We start from the raw sequence: 16,164 nt of genomic DNA, 5'->3' as shown, positions 1-16,164 counted from the left end.
TTCCGTCTAGTCGGCTGTGTCCTGGGTGTACCCGTACCCCGGCGCATCGGGTGCGTCCGGGTCGAACGACGGGACACCTTCCTGCGTCTCTCCCTCGATCGCGTCCGCCTCGGGGAGGAAGGGCGCGAGCTCAGGGAGCTCGTCCAGGCCGCGCAGGCCCATCCGCTCCAGGAAGTAGTTCGTCGTCCTGTACAGGATCGCACCTGTTTCGGGTTCCGCGCCCGCCTCCTCCACCAGACCCCTCTGGAGGAGGGTGCGCATCACGCCGTCGCAGTTCACCCCGCGCACCGCGGAGACCCTGGAACGGCTGACCGGCTGGCGGTACGCGACGACGGCGAGGGTCTCCAGGGCCGCCTGGGTGAGCCGCGCCTGCTGCCCGTCCAGGACGAAGCCCTCCACCGCGGCGGCGTACTCGGGCCGCGTGTAGAACCGCCACCCGCCGGCCACGAGCCGCAGCTCGAAGCCGCGCTTCTGCGCGGTGTACTCGTCGGCGAGCTCCCGCAGCGCGACGGCGACGGCGCGCCGCGGCCGCTGCAGGATCTTCGCCAGGTGCTCCTCGGTGGCCGGCTCGTCGACGACCATGAGGACCGCCTCCAGGGCGGGCCGCAGCTCGAGATCGGCCACGGCCCCGGCAAGCTCCCCCACGGGGCTCTGCGTGCTCACGCCTTCTCCTCCAAGGGCTCGGGTGCCCGGTCGAACTCGTCGGTCACGGTCGGCTCCGCGGCGCCGTCCCCGCCGGTCCACCGCACCATGAGCTCGCCCAAGGGGTCCTCCTGGTCCAGGGCGACGGCCTTCTCGCGGTAGAGCTCCAGCAGGGCGAGGAAGCGGGCGACGACGGTGAGGGTGTCCCCCGCGTCCTCCACGAGCACCCGGAAGCTGGCCTCGCCCTGCTCCCGCAGCCGGGCGACGACGAGCCCCGCCTGTTCCTGCACGGAGACGAGCGGGGCGTGGATGTGTTCCACGTACACCTGCGGCTTCGCGCGGGGCTGCATCGCCTTCACGGCGAGCTTGGCGAATCCTTCCGCCCCGATGCTGATGACGACTTCCGGGAGCAGTTCGGCGTGGTGCGGTTCGAGGCCCACGGTCCGCGGATGGCGCCGCGCCTCGTCGTCGAGCCGCCCGCTGAAGATGTCCGCGATCTGTTTGTACGCGCGGTACTGCAGGAGCCGCGCGAACAGCAGGTCCCGCGCCTCCAGGAGCGCGAGGTCGGCCTCGTCCTCGACCTCGGCGGCGGGCAGCAGCCGCGCCGCCTTCAGGTCGAGCAGCGTGGCGGCGACGACCAGGAACTCGGTCGTCTGGTCCAGGTCCCAGTCGGCCCCCATGGCCCGGATGTGGGCCATGAACTCGTCGGTGACCCTGGAGAGCGCGACCTCGGTGACGTCGAGCTTGTGCTTCGAGATCAGCTGGAGCAGCAGATCGAAGGGCCCCTCGAAGTTCGCGAGCCGAACTTTGAACCGCCCGTCGTCGGGCTCTGCGGCTTCCGCGGGCTCGGCCGGGGGTTCCGGCTCGGCAGAAGACGCCCCTGGACCGCGCCCCAGGGCGCGGCGCCGAGCGGCGGGCGGTGCGGATTCACTGTTCGAGGCCATGAGGCCAGAAACGCTACCCCTACCGCCCGCGCAACCGTCGTACAAGGATGCTCGCGTCCCCGCGGGACTCCAGATCGGCGAGGACGACGGCGACCGCCTCCCGCACGATCCGCCCGCGGTCGACCGCGAGCCCGTGCTCGCCGCGCAGCACGAGCCGCGCGTGTTCGAGGTCCATCAGTTCCTCGGCTGAGACGTACACGGTGATCTTCTCGTCGTGCCGCTCGCGCCCGCTGGGCCGCCGGTTCGCCGCCCGTGCCCGCCGCCGCGCCTGCGCGGTGGAGGAGCCGCCGGACTTGCCGCCCTGCGCGGCAGAACCTTCCTGCGCCGTTGCCGGGCGCCGTCCGGCGCTCTTGTCGCCCTCGGCGCCTGCCGCCCTCGCGCGCGACTCGGTGCCCGACTCCGCGTCCGATGCCGCGTGTTCGGCGGGCTCACCGTCACCCTGGGCCGCGTCCTCGGCCGAGGCCGCCGCCTCGTCGCTCTCGCCCGCCGGAGCGGGCACCTTCGCCTCGCCGTTCGCCTGACGTCGCGGCGACGACGACTGCAGCGCCATTCCCCCGGTCGTGCGGAACAGTTCGTCGGCCCCCGGCAGACTCACTCGGCGTGACACCGGGCGAGCACCTCCCTGGCGAGCTGGCGATAGGCGGCCGCGCCGACCGAGTTGGAGGCGTACGTGGTGATCGGCTCACCGGCGACCGTGGTCTCCGGGAAGCGGACCGTGCGGCCGATGACCGTGTGGTAGACGTGGTCGTCGAAGGCCTCGACCACGCGCGCGAGCACCTCACGGCTGTGCACCGTGCGGGAGTCGTACATGGTCGCGAGGATGCCGTCGAGCTCCAGGTCGGGGTTGAGCCGCTCCTGGACCTTCTCGATGGTCTCCGTCAGGAGGGCCACGCCGCGCAGCGCGAAGAACTCGCACTCGAGCGGCACGATCACCTTGTGAGCCGCCGTCAGGGCGTTCACGGTGAGCAGGCCGAGCGAGGGCTGACAGTCGATCACGATGTAGTCGTAGTCCTGCATGAGCGGCTTCAGGGCGCGCTGCAGGGTGGACTCGCGCGCGACCTCGCTCACCAGCTGGACTTCGGCGGCCGACAGGTCGATGTTGCTGGGCAGCAGGTCCATGTTGGGGACCGCGGTCTTCAGGAGCACCTCGTCCGCGGACATGCCGCGCTCCATGAGGAGGTTGTAGACCGTCAGGTCCAGCTCCATCGGGTTGACCCCGAGGCCCACGGAGAGGGCGCCCTGCGGGTCGAAGTCGACGAGCAGGACCCGGCGTCCGTACTCCGCGAGGGCCGCGCCCAGGTTGATGGTCGACGTCGTCTTGCCGACGCCGCCCTTCTGGTTGCACATCGCGATGATCTTCGCGGGACCGTGGTCGGTCAGCGGGCCCGGGATCGGGAAGTACGGCAGCGGGCGTCCCGTCGGGCCGATGCGCTCGCGGCGCTGACGGGCGGCGTCCGGCGCGAGCGTGGCCGCGTACTCCGGATCGGGCTCGTACTCGGCGTCGGGGTCGTAGAAGTGCCCCTGGGGCAGTTCCTCGTAGTCGGCGAGGTGGGTGTGGGTGTTATCGCCACTCCGGTCGCCGGCCATGGCGTTCACGTGATGGCCATCCATGCTTTGGGGTGCTGACTGTGTCGGCTGGGGGCCCTGCCGGGCTTCGAAGGTGCGGACAGCGACCGAGCCGACGGCTTCGAGCCCCTCGGAACCCTGGTCCCGCACAGACGTTCCTGGTTGACCACCCCCGGGAGCAAATGTCGACTCATTCACAAGTCGTCTTACCTCCTTGGTGACCAGGAAATTTCTCGATAGGTCAGCGTGGCACCATGCCGACGGTTGGCGACTCTATGGCGTGTCACCGCTCCGCAGCAACACAATCCGCCGGACCCGGCCCGATGTGTCGGCAATGGAACACCCTTGTGTCAAGGGCGTGCGGCTCGCCATCGCCGTGTTTCGGGGGTGGGCGAAACGGTTAAAGGGTTACGTTCACGGCCAGTTGAGCGTGTCCGCACTGATACGCATACGGCCGGACCCCTCTCAAGGTCCGGCCGCGGGCGTGAGATTGACGACTTTCGTTGACGACAGCGCCGAAAGTGTCGGAGACCGACCGGAGTCGGTCACCTCGGTCAGCCGAGGAGCGTCTCCAGCTCGACGTGGTCGAGACCGTGCGCCTCGGCGACCTCCTTGTAAACGACCTTGCCGTCATGCGTGTTGAGACCGAGCGCGAGGGCGTGGTCGCGGCGCAGCGCCTCGACCCAGCCGCGGTTCGCGAGCTCGACGATGTACGGCATCGTCGCGTTGGTCAGCGCGTACGTCGACGTGTTGGGCACCGCGCCGGGCATGTTGGCGACGCAGTAGAAGACCGAGTTGTGGACCGGGAAGGTCGGCTCGGCGTGCGTGGTCGCGTGCGAGTCCTCGAAGCAGCCGCCCTGGTCGATCGCGATGTCGACAAGGACACTTCCGGGCTTCATGCGCGAGACGAGCTCGTTGGTGACCAGCTTCGGGGCCTTGGCGCCCGGGATGAGGACGGCACCGATGACGAGGTCGGCCTCGAGGCAGGCCTTCTCGAGCTCGAAGGCGTTGGAGACGACGGTCTGGATCTTCGTGCCGAAGATCTTGTCGGCTTCCTTGAGCTTGTTGATGTCCTTGTCGAGCAGGGTCACGTGGAAGCCCATGCCGATGGCGATCTGCGCGGCGTTCCAGCCGGAGACGCCGCCGCCGATGACGACGGCCTTGCCCGCGGCGACGCCCGGGACACCGCCCGGCAGGACGCCGCGGCCGCCGTTGGCGGCCATCAGGTGGTAGGCGCCGACCTGCGGGGCGAGACGGCCCGCGACCTCGGACATCGGGGCGAGCAGCGGGAGAGCGCGGTTGGCGGTCTCGACCGTCTCGTACGCGATCGCGGTGGTGCCCGACTCCAGGAGCGCGTCCGTGCACTCCTTGGACGCGGCCAGGTGGAGGTAGGTGAAGAGGGTCTGGTCCTTGCGGAGGCGGTGGTACTCCTCCGCGATGGGCTCCTTGACCTTCAGGAGCAGGTCCGCGGTGGCCCAGACCTCATCGGCGGTGTCCAGGATCTTGGCGCCCGCCGAGATGTACTCGGCGTCCGTGATCGAGGAGCCGACGCCGGCGTTCCGCTCGATGACGACCTCGTGGCCGTGGCGCACCAGCTCGTGCACACCGGCGGGGGTGATGGCCACCCGGAACTCGTTGTTCTTGACCTCGCGGGGGATGCCGACCTTCATCGTCGATCACGGTCCTTGGCTCAGGGGATTTCTCGGGCAATGCAACGCATACCGGTGCGCGTGGGGGCGCAGCGGGAGACACCGCAGAGGTATGCGGCGGAGCCAGTCTAATGAAGGATTTCTCGCTGTCTAGCCTTTCAATACTTCAATCTTCTGACGAAGCACTACGGATTTCGTAGGCGGAAGGGGCTGCTCCACCGTTCGATTCAAGCCTTGCGGCCTGCGGAAGCTCCTCTCCCAGCATGCGCTCGGCCGCACCGCGGTGCAGCCGGGCGGCCGCCGGGTCGCCGAGCCGCTCCAGGGTGTCCGCGAGCCGGAGCTGCAGCGCCGCCTGCAGCCGTACGTCCTTGGCGTGCCGGGCCAGCTCGACGGCCTCCTGGCAGGTCCGCAGCGACTCCTCGGGCCGCCCGGCGTACTCCTGCACGCGGGCCATCTCGCTCAACGCCCGCGCCTGCGCGGCCACATCCGCGCACTTGCGGTACCCGGTGACGGCCGAACTCCAGTTGCGCAGCGCCTCTCCGTAGCGCCCCGCGTAGGTGTGCACCGCCCCGATCCGGCCGTACAGGCGGGCGGCGTCCGCGCGCTCGCCCCGGGCCAGACGCTGGGCCAGCGCCCTGCCGAACCAGTCGGAGGCCCGCGACCAGTCCCCGAGCTCCTGGTGGGCGCCGCCTACGGATTCCATCGCGCGCCCGGTCGCGTACGGATCGCCGGCCGCGCGTCCCGCGTCCAGCGCCGCGCGATAGCGGGCGAGCGCGTCCTGCGTACGTCCCGTCTGCGCGTCCAGGTCCGCCAGGTTCAGCAGCGCCGCGGCCTGCTCGCGCGGCAGGTTCCGCCGCTCGGCGACGTCGAGGACCAGCCGGTGGATGCCGTACAGCTCCGGGGCCGCCTCCTCCGTGCCGCGGTGCGCCACCAGGGCCCTGACCAGGGCGGCCATCAGGCGCCGCGCGAGGGTGTCGAGCTCCCCGTCGGCCACCGCGAGGCGCGCGGCGGCGAGCAGCGCGGGCTGCCGGATGCTCAGCCACTCGGCGGCCGCCCGCGGTCCGGGGAAGCGCAGGGCGCGCGGCATCCCGGCGAGTTTCTTGCGGGCGGCGGACGCGTCCGGTTCCGTGACGGCCCGGCAGGACTGGAGCAGACGCACGGTCCGCTCCAGCATGCGGGCGCGGGCCAGCTGGATCTCGGCGGGGCGGTCCTGGCTCTCGGTGCGGGCCTTCAGCAGCGGCACCAGGCAGCCCGGCACCTCGTACTGCGGCAGCGGGGAGTCGACGGCCCGCACGAGCCCGAGGGCGACGAAGTCGTCGAGGGTGGTCCTTGCCGCGGAGACCGAGCAGCCCGCCAGCGCGGAAGCGGTGTGCGGGTCGACGTGCCCGGCCGGGGCGAGGGAGAGGAACCGCAGTATCCGGGCGGCGGGCGCGGGCAGCGAGGCGTAGGTGTGGGCGAAGACACGGGCGAGGGGCGAGCCCTCGTCCGGCATGTCGTGCACCTGCTTGGCCAGATCGGCCACGGCCGCCTTGGGCCGGCCCCCGAGCCAGCCGCCGGCCAGGACGAGCGCCGCCGGGTGGGCCGCGCACGCCTCGACGAGGGACTCCGCGGAGCGCGGGTCCACGGTGATGCGGACGGGCCCCGCGGCGCGCGCGAGGAGCTCGACGGCGGCCGCCTTGTCCAGGCCGCCGAGCGTGCAGGGCCGCACGTCGGGGATGCCGGTGAGCGGGCCCTCGGCGACCGCGACGACCAGGCAGTCCGGGGTGTCCGGAAGGAGCGGGTCGACCTGCTCGGCGTCGGTGGCGTCGTCGAGCAGGAGCAGCGCCCTGCGTTCGGCGAGCGCGTCCCTGAGGATCTCTGTGAGGTCGTCCTCGGCCGCCCCGGGGGGTGCGGGCACGCCGAGTGCGTCCAGGAGTTCGCGGGCCGTGCGTTCGGTGGGCACCCTGCTGCCGTCGGGGTCCGTGAGGCGGGCGCGCAGCACGCCGTCGGGGTAGGCGTCCGCGACCCGCCGGGCGAGTTCCTCGGCGAGCGAGGTGCGGCCCGAACCGGGGCGGCCCGCGACGAGCAGGACGCGCGCGCGAGGCGCCTTGCGGCCCGAGAGGGTGTCGAGGCCCGCACGGTCGATGTCCGCGCGGAGTTCCTTCAACTCCCGTCGTCTGCCGACGAACTGAGTTCCCGTCGGCTCCGGGGCACTCGCGGGCGGCGGCACGGCGCCGCCCGCCGTCGCACCGTCCGTGTCGACCGCCTGATCCGTCACGGGCCACGCTCCCGTCCGCCTGCGCACGAACCCGCCGGGCCTTCGGGCGGGACGCTTTCAGAGCCTAGTTCAGGCCCCGCGGCGGTTCCGGCCGCACGGCGCGCACAAGTCGCCCGATCGGATCAGTGGATCGTCATATCGGAACCCGTGTGCGCGCCCGCGGGGATTACGCGTCGAAGGGCCGGGCGGGCCAGGGCGCCTCGGCCGGGCGCAGGGCGTCGAGGCCGTCGCCGTGCTGGGCCGCGACCAGCGACAGCGCGCCGACGACGAGGCAGTTGTTGTGCAGCTCGCCGGCGAGCACACCGCGCACGAGCTCGTCGAGGGGCACCCGGTCGAGCTCCATGTCGGACTCCTCCTCCTCGACCTCGAAGCGCTCCCCCTCGGCCTCGGACAGATCGCGGGCGAGGAAGATCCGCACGGCTTCGTCGCAGCCGCCGGGGGTGGTGTAGACGTCGGTGAGGACGCGCCAGTCCTCGGCCTTGACGTGTGCCTCTTCGTAGAGCTCGCGCTGGGCGGCGTGCAGCGGGTTCTCGCCGGGGATGTCGAGGAGGCCCGCGGGGATCTCCCAGAGCTTGTGGCGGACCGGGTGGCGGTACTGGCGGATGACCAGGACACGGCCGGTGTCGTCGAGGGCGAGGACGGCCACCGAGCCGGGATGGACCTGGTAGTCGCGGCGGACGACCGAGCCGTCGGGCATGACCACGTCGTCGGTGCGGACGGAGGTCTTGTTCCCGACGAACGGGGTCTGGCTCGCCGTGACCTGCCACTCCTCGGCGGTGTCCTTGATCGTCATGTCGCCCTGTCCTCCCACACGTGCATAAAGAAACCGGGGTGCGTGTCGCGACGACACGCACCCCGGCAACCGTACCGCTCAGGTGTTACTTGCCCGACTTGCCGCCGGACTTCTGCTCGCCCTGCCGGCGCTCGACGGCGGCCTTCACCAGGCCGGCGAAGAGCGGGTGCGGGCGGGTCGGACGGGACCGCAGCTCCGGGTGGGCCTGCGTGGCGACCAGGTAGGGGTGGACCTCGCGCGGGTACTCGACGTACTCGACGAGCTTGCCGTCCGGGGAGGTGCCGGAGAACAGGATCCCGGCCTTCTTCTCCAGGTCCGCGCGGTAGGCGTTGTTCACCTCGTAGCGGTGGCGGTGACGCTCCTCGACGTACTCCTTGCCCTCGTACACCTCGCGCACGATGGAGCCCTCGGCGAGCTTGGCGGGGTACATGCCCAGGCGCATCGTGCCGCCCATGTCGCCCTCGCCCGCGACGATGTCGAGCTGCTCGGCCATGGTGGAGATCACCGGGTGGCCGGTGGCGGCGTCGAACTCCGTGGAGTTCGCGTCGGGGATGTCCGCGAGGTTGCGGGCGGCCTCGATGACGATGCACTGCAGGCCGAGGCAGATGCCGAGCAGCGGCACCTTGTTCTCGCGGGCGTACTGGATCGCGCCGACCTTGCCGGAGACACCGCGGTCGCCGAAGCCGCCGGGGATCAGGATCGCGTCGCAGTCGGCGAGCTGCTTCTTGGCGCCGGCCGGGGTCTTGCAGTCGTCCGAGGTGACCCACTTGACCTTGACGCGGGCCTTGTTGGCGAAGCCGCCGGCGCGCATGGCCTCGGTGATCGAGAGGTAGGCGTCGGGCAGGTCGATGTACTTGCCGACGAGCGCGACGGTGACCTCGTGCTTCGGGTTGTGCACGCGGTCCAGCAGGTCGTCCCACTGCGTCCAGTCGACGTCGCGGAACGGCAGGTCGAGCTTGCGCACCACGTAGGCGTCGAGGCCCTCGGTGTGCAGCACCTTCGGGATGTCGTAGATCGACTTGGCGTCGATGGCGGCGACCACGGCGGCCTCGTCGACGTCGCACATCAGCGAGATCTTGCGCTTGATGGCGGTCGGCACCTCGCGGTCGGCGCGCAGGACGATGGCGTCCGGCTGGATGCCGATGTTGCGCAGCGCGGCGACGGAGTGCTGGGTCGGCTTGGTCTTCAGCTCGCCGGAGGGGCCGATGTAGGGCAGCAGCGAGATGTGCACGACGAAGACGTTGTCGCGGCCGACCTCGTGGCGGACCTGGCGGACGGTCTCCAGGAACGGCAGCGACTCGATGTCGCCGACCGTGCCGCCGACCTCGGTGATGACGACGTCGACGTCGTCGGTCGCCATGCGGCGGATGCGGTGCTTGATCTCGTTGGTGATGTGCGGGATGACCTGGACGGTGTCGCCGAGGTACTCGCCGCGCCGCTCCTTGGCGATCACCTGGGAGTAGACCTGGCCGGTGGTGACGTTGGCCGAGCCGTCGAGGTCGACGTCGAGGAAGCGCTCGTAGTGGCCGATGTCCAGGTCGGTCTCGGCGCCGTCGTTGGTGACGAACACCTCACCGTGCTGGAAGGGGTTCATCGTGCCCGGGTCGACGTTCAGGTACGGGTCGAGCTTCTGCATCGTGACGCGCAGGCCACGAGCCTTGAGGAGCGCACCCAGGCTGGAGGCAGTCAGACCCTTGCCGAGGGAAGAGGCGACACCCCCGGTGACGAAGATGTGCTTGGTCGTCTTGGATTTGGGCTGCATGGCCAAGAGGGGGCTCCCGTGGTCGCGGTCTGGAGGGTGCGTACCGGCGCTCCACCAGGGATTAGGGGAGGTGCCGTCGCTGCGGTTCGGGGGTTCTATGACCACCGGCTCACGGGCTACCAGGGTATCAGCGCCCGGCGGAGCCCGCGCCCGGCCACGCTCCGCCATCAGGCACACACACCGTGGTCACGAGACCCGCACGTCCCCACTTTTCCCCGTCGCACCGCCTCTCACCTGCCGCTCACCCGTTCGGCGGAGCCTCGTTGCCGGGAGGGGCGCGCAGATCACTAGGGTGCGTCGTATCCTGCTCGGACAATCGCTGCCGAGCCCATCCGGCACACGGCACCATCCCGCCTTGACCCCGGAACAAGCGCTCGTCGACGATCACTTGACCGCTGATCTGTAAGCGCCCCGCGGGGCGAACGTGGCCGTTCGACTGGAGATAGACGTGGCCGGGCGCATCGAGGACTACGCACTCATCGGAGACATGCAGACCGCAGCCCTGGTCTGCCGGGACGGCACAGTCGACTGGCTGTGCCTGCCCCGCTTCGATTCCCACGCCATTTTTGCCGGCCTGCTGGGCACCGAGGAGCACGGCTTCTGGCGCCTTGGGCCCGCACACGAACCGGACGCGCAGCCACCCACTGCCGCGCGCCGCGGCTACCGCGGCGACTCCCTGGTGCTCGAATCCGAGTGGGACACGACGCGCGGAACCGTCCGCGTGATCGATTTCATGCCTCCGCGCGACACCGACGCGCCGCAGCTGGTGCGGATCGTCGAGGGAGTCAGCGGCCGGGTGCCGATGCGCTCGGCTCTGCGGATGCGTTTCAGCTACGGCCGAGTGGTGCCCTGGGTCCACAAGGTCGACGGACGCACCGTGGCCGTCGCGGGCCCCGACTCCGTCTGGCACGACACCGAGGCCGACACCTACGGCAAGGACCTGACGACCTACTCCGACTTCACCGTCTCGCCCGGTGAGCGGATCGCCTTCACGATCTCGTGGCAGCCCTCCCACAAGGACCAGCCCGCGCTGCCCGAGCCCGAGAACGCGCTCACCGCCACGGAGGAGTTCTGGCGGGAGTGGGTCGACCACTGCACGTACCACGGCCCCTACCGCGAGGCCGTGATCCGCTCGCTGATCACGCTCAAGGCGCTCACGTACGCGCCGACCGGCGGCATCGTCGCGGCGCCCACCACCTCGCTGCCCGAGGACGTCGGCGGCTCCCGCAACTGGGACTACCGCTTCACGTGGCTGCGCGACGCGGCGATCACGCTCTCCTCACTGCTGCGCACCGGCTACCGCGAGGAGGCCCGCGCATGGCGCGAGTGGCTGCTGCGGGCCGTCGCGGGCGACCCGGAGAACCTGCAGATCATGTACGGCATCGCGGGCGAGCGCGAGCTCGGCGAGACGGAGCTGGACTGGCTGCCGGGGTACGAGAACTCGCAGCCTGTCCGGGCGGGCAACGGCGCGGCGGGCCAGCTGCAGCTCGACGTGTACGGCGAGGTGACCGAGGCGCTGCACCTGGCCCACATGACGGGCCTGGCCCGCAACGACTACGCGTCACTCCTCCAGCTCAAGCTGATCCGGTATCTCGAGGACCACTGGGACGAGCCGGACGAGGGCATCTGGGAGGTGCGCGGACCGCGCCGCCACTTCGTTCACTCGAAGGTGATGGCGTGGGTCGCGGTGGACCGCACCATCAAGCTCATCGAGTCCGGTGACGCGGACGGCCCGCTGGAGAAGTGGCACAAGCTGCGCGACGACATCCACCGGGACGTGTGCGAGCGGGGCTACGACAAGGAGCGGAACACCTTCACGCAGTCGTACGGCTCGAAGGAGCTGGACGCCTCGCTGCTGCTGATTCCTCAGATGGGCTTCCTGCCGCCGGACGACAAGCGCGTCATCGGCACGATCGAGGCGATCCAGCGGGAGCTGTCCACCCCGGACGGCTTCATCCTGCGCTACCCGACCTCCGACGACGCGGAGAACCTGGACGGCCTGGAGGGCGACGAGGGCGCGTTCCTCGCCTGCTCGTTCTGGATGGCCGACGACCTCGCGATGATCGGCCGGGTCGACGAGGCCCGCAAGCTCTTCGAGAAGCTCCTCGCCCTCCGCAACGACCTGGGCCTGCTCGCCGAGGAGTGGGACCCGCGCCTCCAGCGGCAGGTCGGCAACTTCCCGCAGGCCTTCAGTCACGTGCCGCTGATCGACACGGCGCTGCGGCTGACGGCCTCGGGGGCGTACGGGGGCTAGCGCCCTCGGCATCCGGCACCGACACCCCCGCTCCTTGTGGCGTACGTCACAGGGGGCGGGGGTGTCCGCAATTGCCGTCCGGAACCGACGAGTTGCCCGGCCGCCGTCGGCTGTCGTCGGCCCTGTGATCGTCCGGAGATGTTCGCCGGAGGTGTGCCCCGGTAGCGTCCGCGCCATGGACAGTCAGGGCACTCAGGGCGGCATCACCGTGCAGCGCGCGCTGGAACTTCCGGGGCTGCGCGGCGGGCTCCCGGAGGTCGTCGCGGGCGCGGAACGGCTCCAGCGGACCGTGCGGTGGGTGCACGCGGGCGAGGTGCCCAACATCGCCTCGCTCCTCAAGGGCGGCGAGCTGCTGCTCACCACGGGCCTCGGGCTCGGCGCCCGCCCCGCCGAGCAGCGCGCCTTCGTGCGCAAGCTCGCCGAGCGGGGCATCGCGGCGCTCGTCGTCGAGCTGGGCCCGCGCTTCACGCGGCTGCCCGCGGCGATCGTCGAGACGGCGCGTTCCGCAGGGCTTCCGCTGGTGCAGCTGCACCGTGAGGTGCCGTTCGTGACGGTCACCGAGGAAGTGCACACCGAGATCGTCAACGGCCACTACGCGCTCCTCCAGCAGGCCGAGGAGGTGCACCGGCGCTGCACGGAGGCGCTGCTCGGCGGAGGCGGTACGCCGCAGGTCCTCGCGATCCTCGCGGAGTTCAGCGGCAACCCGGTGTTCCTGGAGACGGCGGACGGCCAGCTCCTGTACGCGGCCGGGGCGGGCACCGAGTGCGCGGACCCGCTCCAGGTGTGGGAGGGGCTGCGCGGGCGCGCCGTCGACCGGGAGGGCCCGCCCGCGAGCGCGGTCATCGTCGACGTGCCGGGCGGGGGCCCCGGCACGGGTTCGGTGCGGGCCCGGCTCGTCCTGCTCGCCGTGGAGTCGGCGCCGCTGCCGGTGCACCGCATCGCCGCGGAGCGGGCGGCGAGCAGCCTCGCGGTGGTCCTGATGCAGGCCCGGCAGGAGGAGGAGCTCGCCGCGCGCGGTCGCGGCGACTTCCTCACCGACCTCGCGGAGGGCCGCATCGCGGCCGACGACGCCCCCGCGCAGGCCCGTGTCCTCGGCTTCCGCCCCGGCTCGGCCGACCTCCCGCTGCTCCCGGTGGTGATGCGGCTCGCGGACGGCCTGCCGACCGGTGGCGGGTGGGCGGTCCTGGCACGGGCGGTCGCGGAGGAGCTGGCGTCGGTGGGGGTGCCCGCGCTGCTGGGCGTACGTCCCGTGGAGGGGCGGGTCCCGCTCCTGCTCGGTCTGCGCTCGGAGTCCGAGCGGACCGCGGTGGCCGACCGGGTCGCCGCCGCGCTGCGGGCCGGGGTCGAGCGGGCCGGGATGCAGCGTCCCGGGGCGCAGCCGCCGGTCGTGGTGGTCGGGGTCGCGGGCGGCTGGGCGGCGGCGTCGGCGGGGCTGCGGCACGCGGCGGAGACGGCGACGGCGGCGCAGGGACTCTCCGACCGGCCCTGGTACGACGCGCGGCGGCTCGACATCGACCTGCTGCTGTGGCGGCTGCACCGGCACGACGAGGACGGGGTCCTCGCGGCGTTCGTGGACCGCGCGATCGGTCCGCTGCGCGCCCACGACCAGCGCTCCAAGCCGCCGCTGCTGCCGACGCTGCAGACGTATCTGGCGCATGCGGGACGCAAGGCGGAGACCGCGCGCGAACTGCATCTGAACCGGCAGACCCTGTACAACCGGCTCGCGCGGATCAGTGAGTTGCTGGGCACGGATCTCGACGACCCGCAGACGGTGCTCGCGCTGAGTCTGGCGCTGCGGGCGCGCAGGCACGTGGCCTAGGGCCGCCTCAGGTGTAAGGGAGCGGCTGGGTCAACTCGTCGTAGATGCTCAGGACTTGCGTGACCGTTTCGTCCTCGGTCGGCCACGTGGCGACCTGGGCCGCTCCCCTGTCCCTGAGTTCCGCCCGGCGGACGGGGTCGGCGAGGAGGCGTACGACGGCACAGGCGAGGGCCTCCGTGTCGCCGTACGCGACGAGTTCGGCCGCGTCGCCGACGAGTTCGGGGATGCCTCCCACCGCGGTCGCCACGAGCGGCACGCGCGCGTGGAGCGCTTCCTGCGCGAGCACGGAGCGGGACTCCCACCTGCTGGGCAGCACGGCGAGGTCGGCCGCGGCGAGGAGTTCGGGGACGTCGTCGCGCCGCCCGACGAGCCGGACCGGCAGCAGTTCCTCCTCGATGCGGCGCTGCAGGGCGGCCCGTTCGGGCCCCTCCCCCGCGACGACGAGCAGCGGCAGCGGGTCCAGGTGGCGCCACGCGCGCGTGGCGTCCAGCAGGAGGTCGTAGCCGCCGTTCCGTTCCAGGGCGCCCACGGCGAGGATCAACGGCCGGTCCACAGCGCCGACTTCGGCGCGCGCCTTGTGGAGGAGGCCGTCGGGTTCCTCCGCGGGCTCCGGGCGGCGCGGCGGGGGCAGGGCGACGGCGGCGAGGCGGGCGTCGCGGGCGCCTCTGCTGCGGGCCCGGTCGACCAGGTCGGACGAGGTGCCGAGGACGACGGCCGCGGCCCTTGCGACGCGCCGCTCCAAGAGGCGCAGCAGGCGGGCGCGGGCGCCTTCCGCCTGCGCCCGGGTGTGCCAGGTGACGACGAGGGGGACACGGCGCCCGGTGAGCGCGAGGGCGGCACGGAGGGCGGCGTGCAGTCCGTGCGCGTGCACGAGGTCGGCGTCGGCGCAGGCGGCGCGGAGGGCGGCGACGGAGGCGGGGTCGCCGCTGCGGGGCACGGGGATGTGGCGGGCGCCCGCGCCGGTGAAGTCGTAGGTGCGGGCGGCCTCGTCGGGGGCGCAGACGGTGACCCGGAGCCCCCGGGCGCTGAGGCCCGCGGCCAGTGATCTGACGTGCGCGCTGCTGCCCGCGCTGCCACCTCCGAGGACCTGAACGGTGTGCAGCGGCGTCTGTCCGTGCGGCGAGTGGCTGCTCACGTGGCTCACGTGGCGGGGGCTCCTGGGTCTGCGTCGGTGGGTGCTCGGACGGGTACTCGGGCAGATGCTGCGCCAAGGATGCCAGGAGGCACGGGCGTTCCGGCACTGCCGAAAGGTCACTTCCGCAATTGGCAGGGCAACTCCGCGGACGCAATCACCCACACGGGGGAAAGATAAGGGAGGTTGCGGGCGCCGCGCGGGGTTGCCCTTAGAACGGCTGCCCGAACGGGGCGTCCTGCACGAGGTCGTACACCGCGCGCAGCCAGGGTTCGCGGACGGCGGGCAGCCGGGCCAGCGTACGGAGGAAGACCTGCCGGTCGGGCGCGAACAGCCGCATCGGGCGCAGCGGCAGCGGATCGTCGCGGTAGACCCCGTCGGGCAGTCCGCCCGTCGCCGGGACCGGCAACTGCTGGCGGGGAAAGGCCACATGGAGCCACACGTCGGCTTCGAGCGGCACGACCGCGGCGGCGGGGTCCGACGGCTGCCACACCTCACCGGTCCGCGGATGCCTGGGTACCAGGGCGATGTCACTCTCCCCCACGGCCGCCGGCAGACCGGGCCCGGCCGGAACGAGCCGCCGCGCCGCGGGCCCCGACGGGAGCAGCGCGTCGAGCGCGCGGCCGAACGTGTCCGTGAGGATCCCGTCGGGCAGGCTCACCGGCTCGCCCTCCGACACCGCGAGCAGCCGGGCCAGCGCCGCGCCGACCGCCGCCGCCCACCGTCCGTCCCACCCCCCGCACGGCTCGACCGGCGGGGCCGCCCGGTACTCCCGCGCGAGGGCACCCCAGTCGGCGCCGGGTTCCGCGGCCGCGGAGCACACATCGGCGTCGCTTCCGGGGACGAGGCGGACGGCGTCCGGAACGAACCACACCGTCTGCCAGAGAGAGCAGTCGTCGATGCGGGTCGCCACCGCGCTCCCGCACCGCGCGCAGGCCAGGTTCGGGCCGTCCCGCCCGTCGAGCCCCATGCAGTAGCCGTCGCACCGCTCGGGGATCAGGACGGTGCCGCGGGTGTCCCCCGGCGCGACGACGACCGCGCCCGGCGCGGCGAGGGAGAGCCGGTGCACGGGCGCGAACACGCCGCGCTCCGCCGCCGCCCGGGCCCCGATCTCGCTCCAGGACCGCCAGGGCGGCCCGAACGGCTCCGGGTCGACCGCGTACGTGCCGGATTCCATGAGCGGGGGAAGCAGATCGTGCCAGCACGTCTGATGGGCCCGCACGGGAAGCGCGACCCGCTCGATGGGCCGGGTGAGGACGGCATCGCACCGCACGCACGCGATCTCGACCCCGTACATCCCCCGTCTCCCCCCGCCCCCGAACCGTCGGACCCTAACCCGCCGCGAC

At 72.1% G+C, this 16,164-nt stretch carries 12 protein-coding genes; 2 read left to right on the top strand and 10 right to left on the bottom strand.

Going from position 1 to position 16,164, the window contains the following annotated elements:
- Positions 1-6: 6 nt before the first annotated feature.
- From scpB to DEJ48_RS30790, 8 genes are all read right to left on the bottom strand, one after another.
- On the bottom strand, positions 7-663 hold the full coding sequence (gene scpB / locus DEJ48_RS30825) for an SMC-Scp complex subunit ScpB (protein WP_223832259.1): 657 nt from the start codon (positions 661-663) through the stop codon (positions 7-9).
- The gene (locus DEJ48_RS30820; protein ID WP_150219451.1) at positions 660-1,586 is read right to left on the bottom strand and encodes a segregation and condensation protein A; all 927 of its coding nucleotides are present in this window, start codon (positions 1,584-1,586) and stop codon (positions 660-662) included. Before DEJ48_RS30820 ends, scpB begins: the two co-directional genes overlap by 4 nt.
- 19 nt (positions 1,587-1,605) lie before the next feature.
- A complete protein-coding gene (locus tag DEJ48_RS30815) occupies positions 1,606-2,193 on the bottom strand; it encodes a hypothetical protein (RefSeq protein ID WP_150219450.1) in 588 nt (195 codons plus the stop codon).
- Positions 2,178-3,350 (bottom strand): ParA family protein, encoded by a 1,173-nt coding sequence (locus DEJ48_RS30810; protein ID WP_223828263.1) that lies wholly within the window; start codon positions 3,348-3,350, stop codon positions 2,178-2,180. Before DEJ48_RS30810 ends, DEJ48_RS30815 begins: the two co-directional genes overlap by 16 nt.
- Positions 3,351-3,706: 356 nt before the next feature.
- The gene (gene ald, locus DEJ48_RS30805) at positions 3,707-4,822 is read right to left on the bottom strand and encodes an alanine dehydrogenase (protein ID WP_150219449.1); all 1,116 of its coding nucleotides are present in this window, start codon (positions 4,820-4,822) and stop codon (positions 3,707-3,709) included.
- Between the two features lie 145 nt (positions 4,823-4,967).
- Complete coding sequence (locus tag DEJ48_RS30800) at positions 4,968-7,058, bottom strand: tetratricopeptide repeat protein (RefSeq protein ID WP_190537688.1); 2,091 nt, start codon at positions 7,056-7,058, stop codon at positions 4,968-4,970.
- A gap of 166 nt (positions 7,059-7,224) precedes the next feature.
- Positions 7,225-7,851: an NUDIX domain-containing protein gene (locus DEJ48_RS30795; protein ID WP_150219448.1), complete on the bottom strand. Its 627-nt coding sequence runs from the start codon at positions 7,849-7,851 to the stop codon at positions 7,225-7,227.
- An 85-nt stretch (positions 7,852-7,936) separates the two neighbouring features.
- Positions 7,937-9,613: a CTP synthase gene (locus tag DEJ48_RS30790; RefSeq protein ID WP_150219447.1), complete on the bottom strand. Its 1,677-nt coding sequence runs from the start codon at positions 9,611-9,613 to the stop codon at positions 7,937-7,939.
- A gap of 442 nt (positions 9,614-10,055) precedes the next feature.
- Here DEJ48_RS30790 and DEJ48_RS30785 point away from each other — a divergent pair, with 442 nt between their 5' ends.
- Both DEJ48_RS30785 and DEJ48_RS30780 read left to right on the top strand, forming a co-directional pair.
- Positions 10,056-11,867 carry a glycoside hydrolase family 15 protein gene (locus DEJ48_RS30785; protein WP_150221498.1) on the top strand — a complete coding sequence of 604 codons (1,812 nt, stop codon included), beginning with the start codon at positions 10,056-10,058 and terminating at the stop codon, positions 11,865-11,867.
- A gap of 175 nt (positions 11,868-12,042) precedes the next feature.
- Entirely contained in the window at positions 12,043-13,686 is a 1,644-nt protein-coding gene (locus tag DEJ48_RS30780; protein WP_150219446.1) for a PucR family transcriptional regulator, read from the top strand.
- Between the two features lie 7 nt (positions 13,687-13,693).
- On the opposite strand, the gene DEJ48_RS30775 is transcribed toward DEJ48_RS30780, so the two are convergent.
- A complete protein-coding gene (locus DEJ48_RS30775; protein WP_150219445.1) occupies positions 13,694-14,830 on the bottom strand; it encodes a glycosyltransferase family 4 protein in 1,137 nt (378 codons plus the stop codon).
- Between the two features lie 199 nt (positions 14,831-15,029).
- Complete coding sequence (locus tag DEJ48_RS30770) at positions 15,030-16,115, bottom strand: hypothetical protein (protein WP_150219444.1); 1,086 nt, start codon at positions 16,113-16,115, stop codon at positions 15,030-15,032.
- Positions 16,116-16,164 lie beyond the last annotated feature (49 nt).

It is taken from the genome of Streptomyces venezuelae, from assembly GCF_008642315.1.
GTDB lineage: Bacteria > Actinomycetota > Actinomycetes > Streptomycetales > Streptomycetaceae > Streptomyces > Streptomyces venezuelae_D.
Note: the sequence above shows the minus strand (reverse complement) of the source record. Positions and strands in the feature narration are given on the sequence as shown.